14 protein-coding genes and 1 tRNA gene are annotated in these 17,590 nt (G+C 61.0%); 10 read left to right on the top strand and 5 right to left on the bottom strand.

Annotated elements, in window-relative coordinates:
• Positions 1 to 106: EF-Tu C-terminal domain-related protein (locus AC2FM5_RS15615; protein ID WP_143030536.1), on the top strand; the 106-nt coding region annotated here is incomplete at its 5' end.
• Positions 107 to 112: 6 nt separating this feature from the next.
• Here the strand turns inward: AC2FM5_RS15615 and AC2FM5_RS15610 are convergent.
• Both AC2FM5_RS15610 and AC2FM5_RS15605 read right to left on the bottom strand, forming a co-directional pair.
• Entirely contained in the window at positions 113 to 565 is a 453-nt protein-coding gene (locus AC2FM5_RS15610) for a hypothetical protein (RefSeq protein WP_496736684.1), read from the bottom strand.
• Positions 547 to 1,251 carry a lysophospholipid acyltransferase family protein gene (locus AC2FM5_RS15605; protein WP_496736682.1) on the bottom strand — a complete coding sequence of 235 codons (705 nt, stop codon included), beginning with the start codon at positions 1,249 to 1,251 and terminating at the stop codon, positions 547 to 549. The genes AC2FM5_RS15610 and AC2FM5_RS15605 overlap by 19 nt, the downstream gene beginning before the upstream one ends.
• Before the next feature lie 144 nt (positions 1,252 to 1,395).
• On the opposite strand from AC2FM5_RS15605, the gene AC2FM5_RS15600 reads away from it, so the two are divergent.
• From AC2FM5_RS15600 to lptF, 8 genes are all read left to right on the top strand, one after another.
• A tRNA-Trp gene (locus tag AC2FM5_RS15600) sits at positions 1,396 to 1,471 on the top strand.
• 204 nt (positions 1,472 to 1,675) lie between these two features.
• Positions 1,676 to 4,990: an adenylate/guanylate cyclase domain-containing protein gene (locus AC2FM5_RS15595; RefSeq protein ID WP_496736680.1), complete on the top strand. Its 3,315-nt coding sequence runs from the start codon at positions 1,676 to 1,678 to the stop codon at positions 4,988 to 4,990.
• 123 nt (positions 4,991 to 5,113) lie between these two features.
• Positions 5,114 to 6,673: an FAD-binding oxidoreductase gene (locus tag AC2FM5_RS15590; protein WP_496736678.1), complete on the top strand. Its 1,560-nt coding sequence runs from the start codon at positions 5,114 to 5,116 to the stop codon at positions 6,671 to 6,673.
• A 44-nt stretch (positions 6,674 to 6,717) separates the two neighbouring features.
• Positions 6,718 to 8,418, top strand: a complete 1,701-nt coding sequence (locus AC2FM5_RS15585; protein ID WP_496736676.1) for a hypothetical protein — start codon at positions 6,718 to 6,720, stop codon at positions 8,416 to 8,418.
• Positions 8,411 to 10,168, top strand: coding sequence for a ferritin-like domain-containing protein (locus AC2FM5_RS15580; RefSeq protein ID WP_496736674.1), 1,758 nt, complete (start codon positions 8,411 to 8,413; stop codon positions 10,166 to 10,168). Before AC2FM5_RS15585 ends, AC2FM5_RS15580 begins: the two co-directional genes overlap by 8 nt.
• Positions 10,165 to 11,472: a radical SAM protein gene (locus AC2FM5_RS15575; protein WP_496736672.1), complete on the top strand. Its 1,308-nt coding sequence runs from the start codon at positions 10,165 to 10,167 to the stop codon at positions 11,470 to 11,472. Before AC2FM5_RS15580 ends, AC2FM5_RS15575 begins: the two co-directional genes overlap by 4 nt.
• An 11-nt stretch (positions 11,473 to 11,483) precedes the next feature.
• The gene (qhpG, locus tag AC2FM5_RS15570) at positions 11,484 to 12,923 is read left to right on the top strand and encodes a flavin-dependent monooxygenase QhpG (RefSeq protein WP_496736670.1); all 1,440 of its coding nucleotides are present in this window, start codon (positions 11,484 to 11,486) and stop codon (positions 12,921 to 12,923) included.
• 51 nt (positions 12,924 to 12,974) lie between these two features.
• A complete protein-coding gene (gene lptF / locus AC2FM5_RS15565; protein WP_170390743.1) occupies positions 12,975 to 14,114 on the top strand; it encodes an LPS export ABC transporter permease LptF in 1,140 nt (379 codons plus the stop codon).
• A 2-nt stretch (positions 14,115 to 14,116) separates the two neighbouring features.
• On the opposite strand, the gene AC2FM5_RS15560 is transcribed toward lptF, so the two are convergent.
• Positions 14,117 to 14,953, bottom strand: a complete 837-nt coding sequence (locus tag AC2FM5_RS15560; protein ID WP_496736668.1) for a LysR family transcriptional regulator — start codon at positions 14,951 to 14,953, stop codon at positions 14,117 to 14,119.
• 104 nt (positions 14,954 to 15,057) lie between these two features.
• On the opposite strand from AC2FM5_RS15560, the gene AC2FM5_RS15555 reads away from it, so the two are divergent.
• Positions 15,058 to 15,648: an HD domain-containing protein gene (locus AC2FM5_RS15555; RefSeq protein WP_170441277.1), complete on the top strand. Its 591-nt coding sequence runs from the start codon at positions 15,058 to 15,060 to the stop codon at positions 15,646 to 15,648.
• On the opposite strand, the gene speB is transcribed toward AC2FM5_RS15555, so the two are convergent.
• Positions 15,645 to 16,487 (bottom strand): agmatinase, encoded by an 843-nt coding sequence (speB, locus tag AC2FM5_RS15550; protein WP_170451214.1) that lies wholly within the window; start codon positions 16,485 to 16,487, stop codon positions 15,645 to 15,647. The two genes, AC2FM5_RS15555 and speB, sit on opposite strands and share 4 nt — an antisense overlap.
• Positions 16,484 to 17,590 (bottom strand): carboxynorspermidine decarboxylase (gene nspC / locus AC2FM5_RS15545; protein ID WP_496736665.1); only part of this gene is annotated, 1,107 nt, incomplete at its 5' end. The genes speB and nspC, both read right to left, overlap by 4 nt.

Below are 17,590 nucleotides of genomic sequence, written 5' to 3'. Positions count from 1 at the left end.
CGTTGAGCTGATCGCCCCGATCGCCATGGAAAACGGTCTGCGCTTCGCCATCCGCGAAGGCGGCCGCACCGTCGGCGCAGGCGTCGTGTCCAAAATCATCGAGTAAGGCGCATCAGCGCATACTGATGGAAAGGGCGTCCCTTGGGGCGCCCTTTTTCTTGTTGGGAAGCCGATCAGACGGTTCCAAGTCTGCCAGTGTTTTCGATTTGGTAGTGCCCCCGACCCTCGGCTTGAGAAATCTTAACCTTCCGCCCATCTGCTCTAGAAGCTGAATGTCTACCTGATGTGCAACGCCGAAAGCGACCTGTGCACGCTCGGCAGAATGCCCGAACAGCAGGAGGACGCGATGTTTGGCTTTGAGTTTCTGAATTACGGGGCGCAAATCCTTCACAACAAGGACCTGGAAGACATGCGCGACGCCATTCTCAGCGATGATGATCACGAAGTCGACTGCACCGTCAGCGATTTTTTCGGGAACGCAGAAGGCTTGGGGGCAAGCAAACCGGTGCCCTTCGCCGTGACTTTGGCGGAAAGCAGGCGGGCTGATCAGAGCTTTGGTTCCCACGGGGCGCGACCGACCATACGATCCGCCTCGGCGGTGATGTCATTCATGTGCTTCTCGAGGCTGTGACGCAGTTGCTCGATCTGCTCTTCCGACGCCTTGCGGGGTACGGTCTCAGTCCATTCGCGGCAAAGGAAGACGCCTTCGTTGCGCCAGGGGCGCGGCAGCAGCAGCCGGTCCCAGGTGCCCGCCTCACGGCCATGGCGGGCCGAATAGGTGATGCCAAAAACGCGTTTTCCCGAGCTGCGCGCCCAGACCAGCGGGACGGTCGAGCACACCCGTTCCGGGCCGCGTGGACCGTCGGCAGCTATGCCGATCGAGATCCCCTGTTTCATCTTGCCCAGCACTTCACGCGACAGGGCCACGTGACGCTTGTGGCTGGACATGGCGATGGTGTCCATGCCGAAGAGCTTCTGCACCCGGCCCACCATGCTGCCGGCGCGCGCGGCTGATGTGATCGAGCAAATGCGCCCCTTTTCCAGCGGAAAGAAATAGGGCGACTGGGCCAGCCGCTGGTGCCAAAGCACGACGATGACCGGCTCGCCCTGTTCCGCGAGCTTGTCCAACTCATCATAGCCGATCCGCTGCCATTTGGTGTTGCGATGGACCATCCTGATATAGCTGGCGATGCGGCGCGCGGCCCAGTTCAGGGTTGTCTCGCTGTCAGCAATCTTCTTGCGAAGGCTCAAGGGTTATTTCCTCTCGGTGGGCCGAACCTTGTCTTATAGAACTGCACGACGCACGCAACTTCTTTGTCGATTGCATATGTGCCCGAGAAACTGAAAAAGCCTCTTGAGTCCGTCGCGCCTCTGGCATATCTGATGGCGCACCACAGGGGTATAGCTCAGTTGGTAGAGCGACGGTCTCCAAAACCGTAGGTCGCGGGTTCGAACCCTGCTGCCCCTGCCATTCTCCAAGCGATTCAACAATTCTGCCTCCAAGGTCAACCGTGCTGTGTCGGTTTGGTTCGCCAAACCTCTTGACGTGCGGGTAAAGAACGAAAAGGCTGTTCAGTCAGTTGGATAGTGAACGGGCCACGGTTTGCGACGCGCGATCTGCGCGGGGTGGACCGAGCCAAAACAAACCGGCGTTGGACAGGCCGTTGGGGGAGAAATGACGGATATCGCCGCTTTTCTGGAGAAGTTGGGGCTGTCCAAATACGCCCCCGCCTTCGCTGCGGCAGAAGTGGCCTTGTCCGACCTCGTTCATCTGTCCGAGCATGATCTGATCGATCTCGGGCTGCCGCTAGGGCCCAGACGTCGCCTGCTTGCCGCAACCGCGCGTTTTGCCCAGGACACGGCCGGTGACGCCGTGCACACCCGCCGACAGGGGAAAATCGTGGCCGAACGCCGGCAATTGACGGTCATGTTCGTCGACCTCGTCGGCTCAACGGCAATGTCCGAGCGCCTGGATCCGGAAGACCTGGGCGAGCTGGTGCGGCGATTCAAAGAGACTTGCACAACCGCCGTTTCGAAATTCGGTGGTCACATCGCCTGTTTCATGGGGGATGGTGCGATGATCTATTTCGGCTATCCGCACGCGCAGGAGGATGCGGCCTCGCGCGCGATCGAGGCCGGGTTGCAGATTTTGGACGAACTGCCCGCGATCGACCGAAAGGAAGAGCTGCAGGCGCGGATCGGAATCGCCACGGGACTTGTGGTGGTCGGCACCATCTATGGGGACGGGTTGCGGGAAAACGACGTGGTCATGGGGCGGACGCCGAATCTGGCCGCCCGCCTGCAGGGGCTGGCCGAACCAAATTCGCTGATCATCAGCCCCTCGACGCGCCGCCTGATCGGGGGCGCTTTTCGACTGAAGGATGCCGGAAGGCATGTTCTGAAGGGGTTTGCGGACGAGATTCAGGCCTGGACCGTCGAGGGTACCGCACGGATCGAACGGCGGTTCGAGATCAATCCCGAAGCGGGTTCCGGCCGCCTGATCGGGCGCGGCTCCGAGTTTCGCAAGCTGTGTGACAAGTGGAACGAAGCCAGTCACGGGGCGGGTCAATCCGTTCTGATCTCGGGTGAGGCGGGGATCGGAAAGTCGCGGCTGATCGAAGGGTTGGCGCACGAGCTGCAGGGTCAGGACACTCTGCGTCTGAATTTCCAATGTTCGCCGCTGCACTCAAGCAGTGCCCTGTATCCGATCGTGCAGCAACTGGAACGTTCAGCCGGGTTCGCGCCGGCGGATACGGACGCCCAAAAGCTGGACAAGCTTCTGCCGCTGCTGCGGTACCTGACGTCCGAACAGCAGCGCCTGATTGCGGATTTGTTGAGCATCGATGCCGACGATGCACTAGGACCCTTGGACTTGCCGCCGCAGGTCAAGCTTGAAAAGACGCTGGAAGCCGTCACGCAGCAATTGGTGTCGATGGCGCGAAGCAAACCCGTTCTGTTGCTGTTCGAAGATGCGCATTGGGTGGACCCGACCACGCTTTCGCTGACGGATAGGGTGATCGAGCGGATTCGTGACCTGCCGGTTCTGATCGTAGTTACGGCCCGGCAGGGATTCGACCCTAGCTGGGGGCACCACCACAACACGTTGCACATCCCCCTGACCCGATTGTCGAATGCCGAGGTGGCGGAAATCGTCACTGATGTTGCGGGGGGCAAATCTTTGCCGGGACCGGTCTGCGACCTGATTGCCGCCAAGACCGACGGGATCCCGCTCTTTGTACAGGAGGTGACGCGCGGCCTTCTGGAATCCGGCCAGTTGCGGCTGACCGAGGATGGCTATGTCCTGCGCGGTCCGCTGCCGTCGCTGTCGGTGCCCAGCACGCTCAAGGATTCGCTGATGGAGCGTCTCGACCGCCTGGGTATGGCAAAGGACGTGGCGCAGACCGGTGCGGTGTTCGGGCGACGCTTTTCGGTGGCTCTGGTTGCGGCGGTCTCAATGCTGCCGGCAGCCTCGATGCAGGCCAGCCTGGAACAATTGGCCATGGCGGGCATCATCCAGCGGCCACCGGACGGGGCCGAGGACGAATACCTTTTTCGCCATGCTCTGATCCGGGACATGGCCTATGACAGCCTTCTGCGGTCCGAGCGGCAGGTCTTGCACGACCAGGCCGCAGGTGTATTGCTGGACCAGCAACCCTATCTTGCACAGACCCAGCCCGAAGTTCTGGCCCAGCACTATACGCTGGCAAACCGACCCGAAGAGGCCGTTACCCATTGGCAAAACGCCGGTCAGAGAGCGATCGAGCGGTCGGCTCTGTCCGAAGCACTGACCCATTTGTCCAAAGCGCTTGGTCTTGTGTCAGAGCTGCCGAAAAGCCACGACCGCGACTTGCGCGAGATTGATCTGCAAGTGCTTCGGGCGGGTGTACTGCGCTCGACTGACGGGATTGCGGGCGAAGCGACAGGCGAAGCTTATGGCCGGCTGCGCGAGCTGTGCCGTCGGGCCCGCGAGACGGAACGCCTGTTCCCGGTTCTCAATGGGCTTTATGCGTTTCACCTTGTGCGGGCCGAGTACCGCCTGGCCGGTGAGGTGGCGGACCAGATCCTGGACCTGGCCGAAGTCAGCGGCCGGACCGAGCACCGGATGGTAGGGCACCGCGCCATGGGGGCCGTGCAACTGCACATCGGCAATCTGACCGATGCCAGAGCGCACCTGGAGCAGGCCTGGACCCTTTACGATTTCAAAACACATGGGAAGCTGGCCTATGTCTATGGCACTGACCATGCGGCCATCACAGCCGGTTTTCTAGGGGTCTGTTACAGCCTGGTGGGTGAGCCAGCCCGCGCGCGGAAGGTTCAGGCGCAGGCTCTGGACTGGGCCAATGAGTTGCAACACGCGCACAGCGTGGCCCAGGTCCTGACCTATACGTGCATGGTCCATCTGTTGCACCGCGATATCGATGCCCTGATCGCGACCGTCGCACCGCTGGAGGAGATTTCTCGCGAGCACAGGTTGGCCTTCATGTCGATCACGGCCCGCATGTGGCTCAGTTGGGCGCGGGCGCACCGGACCCCGGACGCCGAGCACATCGCGGCCCTACGGCAGGCGTCGGATGACTGGTGGTCCAGTGGCGCCGGAAACTACAAAAGCTTCTTTCTGTCGCTGATCGCGGAACTTCTGGTGCGTGCCGGGGGGCTCAAGGCCGCCAAGCAGGCGCTGACGCAGGCCGAACTTTGGCGCAAAGACACCGACGAAGGCTGGGCCGATGCCGAGGTTTTCAGGGTCCGCTCGTTGCTTGACGATCATGAGCGGAAAGATCCCGAACCGATGCTCAAAGAGGCGGTGTCCGAGGCGCGCAAATGCGGGGCCAGCCTGTTCGAATTGCGCGCGGCCGTTGAGCTGACGCGCTGCGTATCCAAAACCGGGGGGCGGCCGGGGCCATTGCTGTCCGATGCCCTGGATCGTTTCGACCCAAAGGCCGACATCCCTGAATTGCTCGAAGCCCGGGCATTGCTTGAAACGATCTCTTGACCGGCACGGAAGCTTTCTGCCAGCTTGGGACGGGCAGAAATGGGTTGATGGAAAGACCGTAATACGTGCGCGCAGTGTTTTCTCCCTGCGCGTTCTGCATGTTATGCCAAGGGAGCGTCCATCATGCGCAAGATAAGCAAGACCATTCTGGCCAAGGATCGGGTCGCCTCCAGCCGAACGGACCTGTCGCTGCAGCGCTATCATCCGATTACGCCCGAGCAGATACGGGAGTTTGAAAAAGGCCTCGTTGGATCGGTCGTTTTGCCGACGGATCCGAACTACAACACGGATCGTCAGCTTTGGAACCCGGCCTTTCAGGACTACCCGGAAATCATTGTCTATTGCGAAACCATTCAGGACGTGCGGGCCAGTCTGGCCTTCGCGCGGGCCCATGATCTGTGGGTGGTCAGCCGATCGGGCCGGCACAGTACGGCCGGGTACTCGGTCAACAATGCGATGGTGCTGGATACCAGCAGGATGTGTTACGTGACGGTCGATCCAGATACCCCGATGGCCTATGTCGGCCCCGGTACCCCGTTCAAGGTCCTGAACTCGGTGCTGGATTCCTATCATCTGCACGTGCCGGGTGGCGCGTGTCAGGATGTCTGCGTGGCCGGATTCATGATGGGCGGAGGATACGGGTTCACGTCGCGCCTGTTCGGAATGGCCTGCGATAATGTCCTGGGCGTGACGGTGATGCTGTGGGATGGCAGTATCGTAATCGCGGATGACACGACCAACCCCGATCTTTTCTGGGCGATCCGGGGAGGCACCGGCAACAACTTAGGGGTGCTTCTGGAAATCCGGTTCAAGCTGCACAACCTGTACGAAGTTTGGGGCGTTCATATCAAATGGCCGCTGGACAGGGCTGCCAAGGCTTTGGAGTTTCTGCAGGCCAACTACATGAAGGACGGTCTCTCGGACAAATTTGGGGCCTACATCTTTCTGGCTTATCAAGGAGACCAGAAGGTTCTCTTGGTCTCGGCCCTATATCACGGGCCCGAAGACGAAGGGCGCCGGGTCATTCAGCCGCTGTTGGACGAACCCATTGGCGGCCACATGGAAAACAGCAAGACAGGGACCTACCAGCAGATCAATTCCTGGCTGTATGACGAGAAATACGACATCCCGGTGGTCCCGGATCAAGCCCGCGAAGACAAGCAGGGCGGGTACATCGCCCGCCAACTGTCGCAAGATGAATGGCAAAGGGTCGTCGATTATCTGGACAGCACGCCAAACGACTACGGGGCCGTGGCGATCGAGCCGTATGGCGGGGCGATCAACCGAATGCCGGTTGGCAAACAGGGAAACGCCTTCATTCACCGCGACGTGTCGATGAATTTCTACGTTGACGTGTTCTGGTTGTCCGAGGATGAGAAAGACGTCGTGGTCCCATGGCTGGATGGGTTCATGCAGATGATGACGGACGAGGGCTTCTTCATCGATCGCTGTTATCAGAATTATCCGCGGCGCACTCAGTTGAACTATCGTTGGCTCTATTGGGGCGACAACTTCAACTCACTTCTGTTCGTGAAGCGGAAATTCGACCCACAGAACTTCTTTCACTACCAGCAGAGTATTTCTCCGGTTCCGGACGACGCTCCGCCGGACATCATTCGGGACAAGTCGACTCCGTTCTTCTCGGACCCGACGATTACCTATCAAAGCTATTCGTACCCCTGAAAACGGGTTGCGGACCGGCATGGCCAAACTGGAGAGCGCCCGGCATGGACACGATACAGGAAATCTTCTTTCTGCCGCCGATGGCCGTTGCCAGGCTTGGCCCGGGCGAGACCCCGCTGGAAAGCTACGAATGGCAGCAGGATCTGGACGCGCATGGCAACAACAAGACGGTCATACGCTCGAACGTGACTTTGCGGGAAAACGAGGATGGGAGTGTCTCGGCCTACCTGCCGGACCCGCGGAAGATTCGATTTCGGGATGAAGGCACCGGCGCCCTGCGCCCGGTCGCGCCGTTCTTTGAACTGTGGGCGCGAATGTTCGATGCTGAAACCGGCGAGGCCTATGAAACTCCTGTGACTCTGAACCTTCTTGAAGGGCAGGGGCTGTCGCTGAAGAACATCCGCTACACGGTCGCTGTAGGTAATCAGAAAGCCGCCCGCCGCACCGGAGATGCAGCCTGCGGGTTTCGTACACGGGTCGAGATCGCGGCCGAGGATTTTACTCCCAAACCCTTGCTGGCCTTCAGTCCGCACACGTCGGAACAGCAACCGCTGGTCTATGAACACAACCCGATCCCGCTGGGCTCGGTGCGGGTTGTCCGCCCGGCCCAAGGGACGGACGAGCCGGTGCCCGGCGAGATGGTGGACCGCAGTCTTCTACGTTTGCGGTTCACTCCGCCCAAGGGCGAGGTATACGGCCCGCCCGACGCCGCCTTCGGTCCCGCAACCCTTGCTGTTCCGGGATACAAGAATGACCCGCCCAAATCGGAATATGGCCGGATTCATGAGATCGTGCCGGCCCAGAACCGCATCCTGAACCCGGACACGCCGTGGTCGAAGTGGATCATGATGTCGGGGTTGTCTGACGATCCCGAACCGCATGACAGTTATGATGGTGCACGGGTCGGCAACGATCAGTCCTGGGGGGTGGTTGACGACACGTGTGATGGAACGATCGAGGCCACGCTGGCTGTTCGCGGTCAGCGTTTGGTCGCCCGGGCGCGCATCTTCACCGGACCGCCGGATTTCGCACCGGATTGCCGGCCTTTCTACAGCCTCGAAGACGATCTGGCGGATCGCGACATGTCGTTGATCTCGGTCACCGCCGAAAACTACGTTGATGCAAAAACCGAAGTGGTCGACATCTTCCGAAGGGCGTTCGAGACCAACAGCCTGATCAATCTGGATGACATCCGGGCACAGGGCCTCAAGGACAATGCCTCTCTTCAGGCGCAGACCAATATCGCACCTACACCGGGCCTGCCGTCCACCGATGCTGCATCGATGACGGAAAAGGACGCGGTGCCGCCCGACAAGATCGACGAGTTGATCCGCCCACAGCCGATTTCGGTCTTTTCGAACTCGGTCCCGAATGAACAGCTGCCCTATACGGTCGCCACCAAGTTTGTGCACGAGCAGTTGATCGATGAGGAAAACCTTTTGGATTTTCTGCGCCGCAGGCCTGATTTCGTTCGGCGATTGATGCGCCCACCCTTTGGCGTTCTGGCCCAGTTCGAAGAGGACCCGAACCCTGACCAGACACCCGATCCCGCCTTCCGCGACCCACGGATCGTGCGCGACATGATGCACGACGCCCGCATGCCGCCTTACATGCGGGATTCAAACTATTTTCCGCTCTCGTTGTCACGGCGGCAGTACCATCTGGTGATGTCTTTCATCGATTACCTCGAGGCGCACCCGCCCGCGCCCGAAACCGAACCGGTAGGAGAGCCTCGGGATGTCTGACAAACCAGCGCCGATCCGCATCAAACCCCGCAACCTGACGGCCCGTGCGGCCTACAAGGTGCCCGGAAACCCTGACAACACCCGGCTGGACGGGTCGGTCGGAAATTGTTTCCCGGGGCTGGAAATGGACGTGCGCGACCTCGATCGCCGGTTCTTTCCGGGATTGGTTTTCAATGCCGTACGTGTCCCGCTGAACCCGGTTCCGGAAGCACCCGGAAACGCGCAAGGGTTTCATCTGGTCTATGTCGACTATTTCTATGACCCGATGTTGCCCGATGACAGTTCGACACCTTGGGTGCAGGATTTGCTGGACGCCTATCGTGGCGAAATCGGCGCCGAGCTGTCCAGCGGCCGGTGGTTTCTGGCCTGGGTCGAACAAGGCGGTCGACGTATCTCGTTCCGCGACGACAAGGGCAAACCCTACGACGGCATGCTGGTCTGGCGGTTCATCCGCAGCCTTGAATGCGGCGACGACCATCCGGTGACCATCGCACTGGAGCGGCGCAATCACGACGGTGTCGTCGACGCACCGCCGGTCGTCCTGCATGGATACCGCCGGCAGTACCGCACCGAAGCCGGCGTGTTCGATACGGCCTACGACCCCGGAGAGCTGACCCAAAGCCTGTGCAATCCCTGGTCGCATGACTTTCGGGATTGCGGCTGCCACTACTGGCCATCAAACCACCCGGATGTGGTCACTGCCGAAGTACCGCATGACACCCGCCTGCCGACTGGTGCGCCCGACGATCCGGTTGTGGCCGAAACCTATCTGGATTGGCTGCGCTCGGACAAATCGCCCTCGGGCAATGTGGCGGCGTTGAATACCGTCGAACAGAACCGCCCGTTTCAGATCGACCATTACGAGGTCAACCAGATGTGGAGCGACCTGCCGATCGTAGTCGAGGGACGCGAGACCGGCGAAGTCTATGAGGCCGACACGGACCTGCCCGGTGTCGAACCGTATGAAAGCGTAGCGGCGATGGTCAAAGACCTGCAGACCCGTCTGGCGCCGATGGAGATGACGCTCAGCCTGCAATACCTCTATGCCTATTTTTCGCTGGCCGATCCCGAAACCGTCGGTTCCGAGCGCTGGCCAACGCTGAAGGATGATCTGATCTTTGCGCGGCGCGCCCTGCTTGAAGTTGCGATCGGCGAGATGACCCACATGCGCTGGGCAAACCAGTTGCTGTGGTCGTTGCAGGGCAAGGATTACGAACCGGTGCTGACGCCCGCGCTTGCCCTGCCCATCGGACCCAAGCGGATCATCCCACGGTCGTTGCGCCCTTTGACGCCTGAGGCCATCGACGACTTCATCGAGATCGAACGCCCCGACGGGTTCATCGACCGTGCTTATGCCCAGTCCGTGGCGACACTGGAACACAAGGCGTTCACCGATCGGCGTCTGTATGCTTTGGCCGTGCGGATCGACACCGACGGCGACGAGCATTTTCTGCGGTTCCGCCAGATGAAGGACGTTCTGGCCAAATACCAAACGGGCCGCGGCACACCTGCCTATCTGCGCCCGATCCAAGTGGGCTCGGAAACGCAGGCGAAAGAGGCACTGGATCTGTTCCGCCGCATCACCGATGGGCTCGAACAGGCCTATCGAAACGAGGCTCAGAACCGATTTACCGAAGCGCAGAAGTATATCCAGCAGGTGCGCGACACGATGAAAAGCTTCCGGGTCGCCGGTGAAGCCTTGGCGGAAAAGGGTATCGGTATCCCGTTCTGGCCCGAGGTCGAGACATGACCGACCCATCTGCCGAGGTGCATTTTTTCGAAACGACATTGGGCGAGCACATGCTGGCCGTAGATGGCTCGCGCGTGTTCGATGTGCCCGAAGGAACGGCGGATCACTTCGCCCGTATGGCCGCCGAAAGTCAGCGAGAGTTACTGACGCAGATGGGTCTTGATGGTGTGCCGTTCATTGACGACGCGCCGCCGCGCCGCATACCGGTCAGGTCTTTGTCGCTGGCGGTCGCACAGAAATGCAACTTGGCATGCACCTATTGCTATGCCTCGCAGGGCAGCTTTGGTGGTCCTGCCCGCAGTATGGAATGGGAGGTCGCGAAAGCCTCGGTCGATCGGCTGATCATGGACGCGGAACCCGGCACCCGGATCAATCTGGCCTTTCTTGGAGGCGAGCCGTTGATCAATCGCGACCTGATCCGAAAAACGACGGTTTATGCTGCTGAACACGCGCAACGCAACAAAGTGGATGTGGGATTTTCGATCACGACGAATGGCACGTTGCTGCGCCCGGAAGACGCTGAGTTTTTCGAAGACCACGCCTTTGCCGTCACCATCAGTCTGGATGGCGTTGGCAAGGCACATGACCGGTTGCGCCCCAACCAGGGTGGGCGCGGCAGCTACGACACCATTCTGCGCAAGGTGCTGCCGTTGCTGGACAAACAGCACCGCATGCAGGTGGGCGCTCGAGTTACTGTGACACCGCGCAACATCGAGCTGCCTGAGACCCTGAGCCATTTCATAGGCTTGGGTTTCCACTCGGTCGGGTTCTCACCCATGCTGGCTTCGCCAACCGGGCGCGAAGAAATGAGCAGCAAGGACATGGCCGAAATGCTTTCGCAGATGATCCGCTGCGGACGCGTTTTCGAAGACGCAGTGCTGCAGGGCCGCCGCTTTCCCTTCTCGAACATGGCCGCCGCAATGCACGAGATCCACCGTGGCACGCACCGGCCCTACGCTTGCGGAGCCGGTGGCGGATATTTCGGGGTTTCGGCGGATGGCGATCTGTTCGCCTGCCACCGCTTCGTCGAGGATGACTTGGCCGCGATGGGCAACGTCCATGACGGCCCGGATGCGCGGCGAGAAGCCTGGCTGGCCGAGCGCCACGTGCACAACCAATCGCCGTGCAACACTTGTTGGGCACGGTACATGTGCGGTGGCGGTTGCCATCACGAGGTCATTCATCGTGGCCGCCCGGCATGTGATTATATCCGCGGTTGGCTGGACTATTGCCTGCAGGCCTATGTCCGGCTGTCGGCTGCCCGCCCGGATTTCTTCGGCGACGCTGCCCGCCGTTCGGCCTGAGGGCGCAGCGGATGGCGGCCGAGATTGAAGCCGAGATCTGCGTGATCGGCGGTGGCCCGGCCGGGGCCGTGACAGCGATGCGGCTGGCACAGCTGGGGCGACGGGTCTGTCTGCTGGAGCGTGCCACCTTCCCACGCCATCATATAGGCGAGTCACTGCCTGCCTCCATCTGGCCCATTCTGCGGTTTCTGGGTGTGGACGATGCGATGAAAGCTGCGGGATTGCTGCAATCGTCGGGTTCCGTCCTTATGTGGGGCGGGGCGTTTGAAAGGCGGGGTGAACCAGTTGACGATCCGGGCCTTCTGGTGGATCGCAGCCGGTTCGATGCCATCCTGCTGGACGCTGCACGCCAGTCGGGTGTTCGTGTGTTGCAACCCGCACGCGCCTATCGACCACGGCGCACCGGCGCCGGTTGGGAGGTTCCGATCCTGACGGCGCAGGGAAAAAGCCGGCTGCGCGCTGACCTTTTGGTGGATGCGGCGGGCAAGCAAGCGGGACTGGGTCGGAGGTTCCGCCCGGCCTCAGCGCCATTGACGGCGCTCTATGCCTATTGGCAAGCCCCTCCGGGTTTTGGCACGCAGGCCCGCGTGGAGGCTGGTGATGCCCATTGGTATTGGGGCGCAGCACAGCCAGATGGTACGGTCAACGCTTGCGTTTTTGTCGACCCGTCGGATTGCACTGGTTTGTCGCCGGCGGCCCGGCGTGATCTGTATCTGAACCTTCTGGCACGATCGACTCTTCTGGCCGGCTGTCTGGAACAGGCGCGGATGGGCCCGGTGCGCCGGTGTGATGCCAGCAGCCAATGTGAATTGACCCCGCCCGCCGATGATCTGCTGCGTGTGGGCGAAGCGAGTTTCTCAGTCGATGCGCTGTCATCGCAAGGGGTGCAACTGGCTATGGCGCAAGCCATGCAGGCCGCAGTGGTTGCAAACACGATTCTGACCCGGCCCAGCGACACCAACATCGCGCTGGGGTTCTATTCGGAACGACAGCGCGAACGCGTCGAAACCCACGCCGAATTGGCGGCGGCATTCTATGCACGTCACCACGAGGTCACCTCTGGTCCGTTCTGGAGCCAGCGCGCACAGCCTCTGGACTGGCTTCGCCGCCCGCCTGCGGACCTGCAGAACGCCGAGTTGTCCCCGGGCGAGGTGCTTCGCCGGTCGCCGGAGGCGAAGCTGATACAGGGCGGTGTGCAAGGCGACGCGTATGTTGTGCGGTCAGAGATTCTGACCCACCCCAATTTGCCGCGCCCGGTCCACTCGCTGGCGGGGGCCGAACTGGCGCCGTTGATATCCGATCTGCGCGACTCACGCTCTGTGCCCGATATTCTGCAGCGATGGTCGAGCCGCATCGGACCCACCTCGGCGGTTAAGGTCCTGCGGTGGCTGTGGCACACCAAAATCCTTGTGCCGGCCGGTGAACTGGGGCGCAATCGCGGTTCCCCTTGACTGGCGAATGGCCTAATGTCCCGCCAGGATAAAACAGCCGAAAGAGGTCACATGTCGCGCTTTGATGGGTATTTCCTGCGGCAGCTATTGGTTCTTTTCGGCTTTTTCACGCTTGTTCTGGTGGGCGTGTTCTGGATCACCCGCTCGGTCAGCCTGTTCGAACACGTCATCAGTGGCGGTCAGTCGGCTATGGTATTTCTGGAGTTCACGGCGCTGACCCTGCCAACACTTGTCCGAACGGTCATGCCGATGGCGGTCTTTGCCGCCGCAGTCTATGCCACCAACCGGCTGAGCCGGGAAAGCGAGCTGACCGTGATGCTGGCCACCGGGTCCAGCCCATGGCGGCTGGGCCGGGCGGTGTTGCTGTTTGGTCTGGTGGCGGGGCTGATGATGGCGATCGTCAGCGTCATTCTGCGGCCCGCATCCGTAGAACAGCTGGAATTGCGCCAGGCCGAGGTGGCAGGTGACATCACCGCGCAGTTGCTCAACGAGGGGGAGTTCATGCACCCGGCTCGGGGCGTGACCGTCTATATCGGTCGGATTGATCTGGATGGCACATTGCACGAGGTGTTCGTGTCCGACCGTCGCGATCAGGAAAACCCCGCCACATACTCCAGCACGTCCGCCTATCTGGTGAACAACGGATCCGGCGTTCATCTGGTCATGGTGGATGGGGTTGCACTGCGGTTGAACAAGGAAGGCAAGACCCTGTCGTCGACCCTTTTCGACGATGCATCATACGACATTTCGGAGCTGTCCCGAAACACTGACAATGGACGCCGCAGTCTTGAGGCGATTCCGACGATCGAGTTGTTGGGCGATCTTGACGCTGTCGCCGTGGCAGACGGCTACCCGTTGGGGGAATTGGTGGAAGAGCTGCACCAGCGGTTTTCCTGGATCGCGATCTGCATCACCGTGGCGCTGGTGGGGTATTCGACTCTGATGCTGGGCAGTTTTTCCCGGTTCGGCCTTTGGCCTCAGATATTCGCGGCATTCACGATTCTTGTCTTGTTGGAAGGCGTGCGTGGGTTCGTATCTCCGGTGGTGATCAAGGATGCGAAGCTATGGCCGCTGCTCTATGGTCCGGCCGTTGTCGGGTTCGCAATATCGGCCGTGTTCCTCGCTTTCGCCGGAAGACCGATCATTCGCCGGCGGGTGAGAACTGCCGCACCCGCGCCATCCCCAGCCTGAGGTCAGCCCCGCAGCTCTGACAGGCACTGGCGTAATTCATCCAACAGTTTTGGGTGGTCATCCTCGGCGCGCGAGACCAAGTGGACCGGTAGAATTAGTGGTGCGGCTTCCTCGACCTTGCGAAGCGCGCCGTTCTCCAAGTGCGGGGCGACGACGCTGTGCGGGAAAAAACCGCGCCCGCCGCGTTGCAGGATATAGCGCAGTGCCATCATGCAATTGCCCAGAAACACGGTTTGCCCAGCAGACAGCCGGGCAAGACCGCGTACATGCTCCTGATAGCCTTCACCAAGTTCGAGATTGATGAAAACAGGATCGGTACCGGACTCAGCCAGATGGGGCGTCTCGACAAGGATCAAGTGCTCGGGCGGCAATTCCTGGCACGAAATCCCGGACCGCGATGGCCTCTCATGTGTCAAAGCCACGTCCAGAACGTGCGAAGCAACGGCCTCGGCCATGTTCAGCGTGTGGTCATAGTTGAGCGTCAACAGAAGTTTGCCAAACCTCTGCTCGAACCGGACGGCCAGATCGACCAGAAGCGGGTCCCAGATGCTGAGCTGAGCGCCCAAGCGAAGGGCCACACGACCCTGACTTTGGGCCGGCAGGTCCTGCGAGGCGAAGGACCAAAGCGACAGAATCTGTTCGGCATAGGGTTTGAACTGTGCCCCGAAGTCGGTGAGGCTGGTACCGCCGGCACCACGTGAAAACAGCGTTTTGCCCGTGGCGGCCTCAAGCTGGCGAATCCGTGCACTGACAGCCGTCTGTGTCACATTCATCCGCCGTGCCGCAGCATGAAAACCACCGGTTTCCGCCACGCACAAAAACGTTTCGAGCTCACGCATCTGCATGTGGCACTATTTTTTGATCGCTGTGATAAAATCAATTCATTTTTTCTATTGGTTGGTCGCGACTAGTCTGGCTGTGACCCGCAGACAAAGGACCCGCCATGCTGGACAAAAGCCACAAACCCACCTGGACCAGTTTCGAAGAGGCCACCAAGGCCGATTGGGACGCCGTCATGGAATATGAAGAGGCGTACAACGCGGCTTTGCCCGACCGGATTCTGGACGCGATCCGGTCCTTGGACGAGGAATGGACACCCTATCCGGTCAACCGGTATCAGCACAGCCTGCAGGCCGCGACGCGGGCCTACGAGGATGGCGCGGATGAGGAACTGGTCGTGGCTGCTCTGATCCATGACACCGGGGACATCCTGTCACCCTACAACCACGGCGAGCTGTCAGCGGCGATGATGAAGCCCTATGTCAGCGAACGCACCCATTGGATCCTGAAACACCACTGTGTGTTCCAGGGTTATTATTACAACCACCACCTGGGTGGGGACCGCAACGCGCGGGACAAATACCGCGACAGCCCTTACTGGGAGGACTGCCGCTATTTCTGCCACGAATACGATCAAAAGGCGTTCGACCCGGACTATCCGACCAGGCCACTGGAGTTCTTCGAGCCCATGCTGCGCCGCGTGTTGAACAAGGGCGACGGGCATATGGAGCTGAACGAAACCGCAGACGCCTAGCAGGAGGCCATCAGGCGATAAACGATCTGTGCCGTGGTGAATTCCCACGCAGCGTTGCCGTCCGGGGCCAGTTCGACCACGTCAAAGCCCACGCAGCGGCGGCCTTTCAGGGCGTGCTCGACCAGATGCAGCGCCTGATAGTATCCCAGCCCGCCCGGAACCGGCGTGCCGGTTGCGGGCATCAACGAGGGGTCCAGCCCGTCGACGTCAAAGCTGACATAGACCAGTTCGGGAAAGTCCTCGGGCAGGTCGACGGCATGGAGGTTGCCGGTCACCAATTCTTCGGCATCCACATGGAAGACACGGTTCCTCAGACGGCTTTTGGCTTCCTCGGTCGAGAAGGCGCGTACGCCGAATTGCGCCAGACGGACGCCTTCCTCGGCCAGCAGATGCATGACCGAGGCGTGGCTGTGTTTCTCGCCCTGATAGGCGTCGCGCAGGTCGGCATGGGCGTCGATCTGCACGATGCCGATAGGTTCACCCAATGCTCGCGCCACCCCCATCACTGCGCCATAGCTCAGCGAGTGTTCGCCGCCCAGCGTGACCGGCACCTTGCCCGCGCGAATGGCGGCCTCGGTGCGCTGGGCCAGACGCTCCATGATGTCCGGCAGCGGGCCGGTGCAATCCAGCGGAGGTTCGGTGAAGATGCCATCGACACAGGGTTCGGAATGTCCAGTGATGCGTTCGAGTTCATTGCTGGCTGCGATGATCGCGGCGGGGCCGCCTGCAGTACCCGAACCGTAGGAGACCGTCCGTTCCAACGGCACCGGGATGACACGGAACCGGGCGTCTTCGCTGCGTTCGGCCTCGGTCAGTTCGCTGTCGAGGAAAATGCTCATGAAAGCCTCTCTTTGAAGTCGTCGTAGCCGAATTCCCTGATGATCTTCAGGTCATCGGTTTCGCTGTTCCACAGGGCGATGGTGGGCAGGGGCACGCCGTTGAACGTGTTGGTCTTGACCATCGAGTAATGCGCCTGATCGAGGAAGGCAAAGCGCTGCCCGATCCGCAGCGGCTCGGCCCAAATGTAGTCGCCGATCACGTCTCCCGCCAGGCACGAGGGGCCGCCCAGGCGATAGGTGTGGCCGGTTTCGGCTTCGTCCATCAGGGCGGGGCGGTAGGGGGCCTCGATCACGTCGGGCATGTGGCAGGTGGCCGAGATGTCGGTGATCGCCAGATCCATGCCGTTGTGCGGCAGGTCGAGTATTTCACCCACCAGGATGCCCGCGTCCAGTGCCACGGCTTCGCCGGGTTCCAGATAGACCTCGACGCCGTATTTGGCGCGGATGTGTTTGATAAACTCCACCAGCCCGTCGCGGTCATAGTCGTTGCGGGTGATGTGGTGGCCGCCGCCGAAATTCAGCCATTTCAGGCTGTTCAGGAATGGCGCGAGCTTCGGTTCGATCGCCGCCCATGTGCGCGCCAGCGGCTCGAACCCCTGTTCGCAGAGCGTGTGCATGTGCAGGCCATCCACGCCCTCCAGCGCCTTGGCGTCTAGTTGGCTGACCGGGGTGCCGAGGCGCGAGCACGGGGCGCAGGGGTCGTATTTCGCAACCTCGCCTTCGGAATGTTCGGGGTTGATGCGCAGCCCGACCTGCCGCCCGGCGGCCTGTGCCTTGGCCAAAAAGCGGTCTTTCTGCGCGGGGCTGTTGAAGATGATGTGATCTGAGAGCGCAAGGATTTCGTCGATGTCGGTTTCCTTGTAGCCCGCGCAGAAGGTCGCGACCTCGCCGCCATATTCCTCGCGGCCCAGCCGGGCCTCGTAGATGCCGCTGGCGCAGGTGCCGCCGATATACTGGCGCACCAGCGGGGCCAGAGCGAACATGGAGAAGGCCTTGAGCGCGGACAGAATATGTGCGCCGGACCGCTCGCCGATATCGGCCAGAACCGCAAGGTTTCGCTCCACTGCCTTTTCGTCGACGACGAAGCAAGGCGAAGGAACGCG

Source organism: Ruegeria sp. BHSA162 (assembly GCF_059613385.1).
Note: the sequence above shows the minus strand (reverse complement) of the source record. Positions and strands in the feature narration are given on the sequence as shown.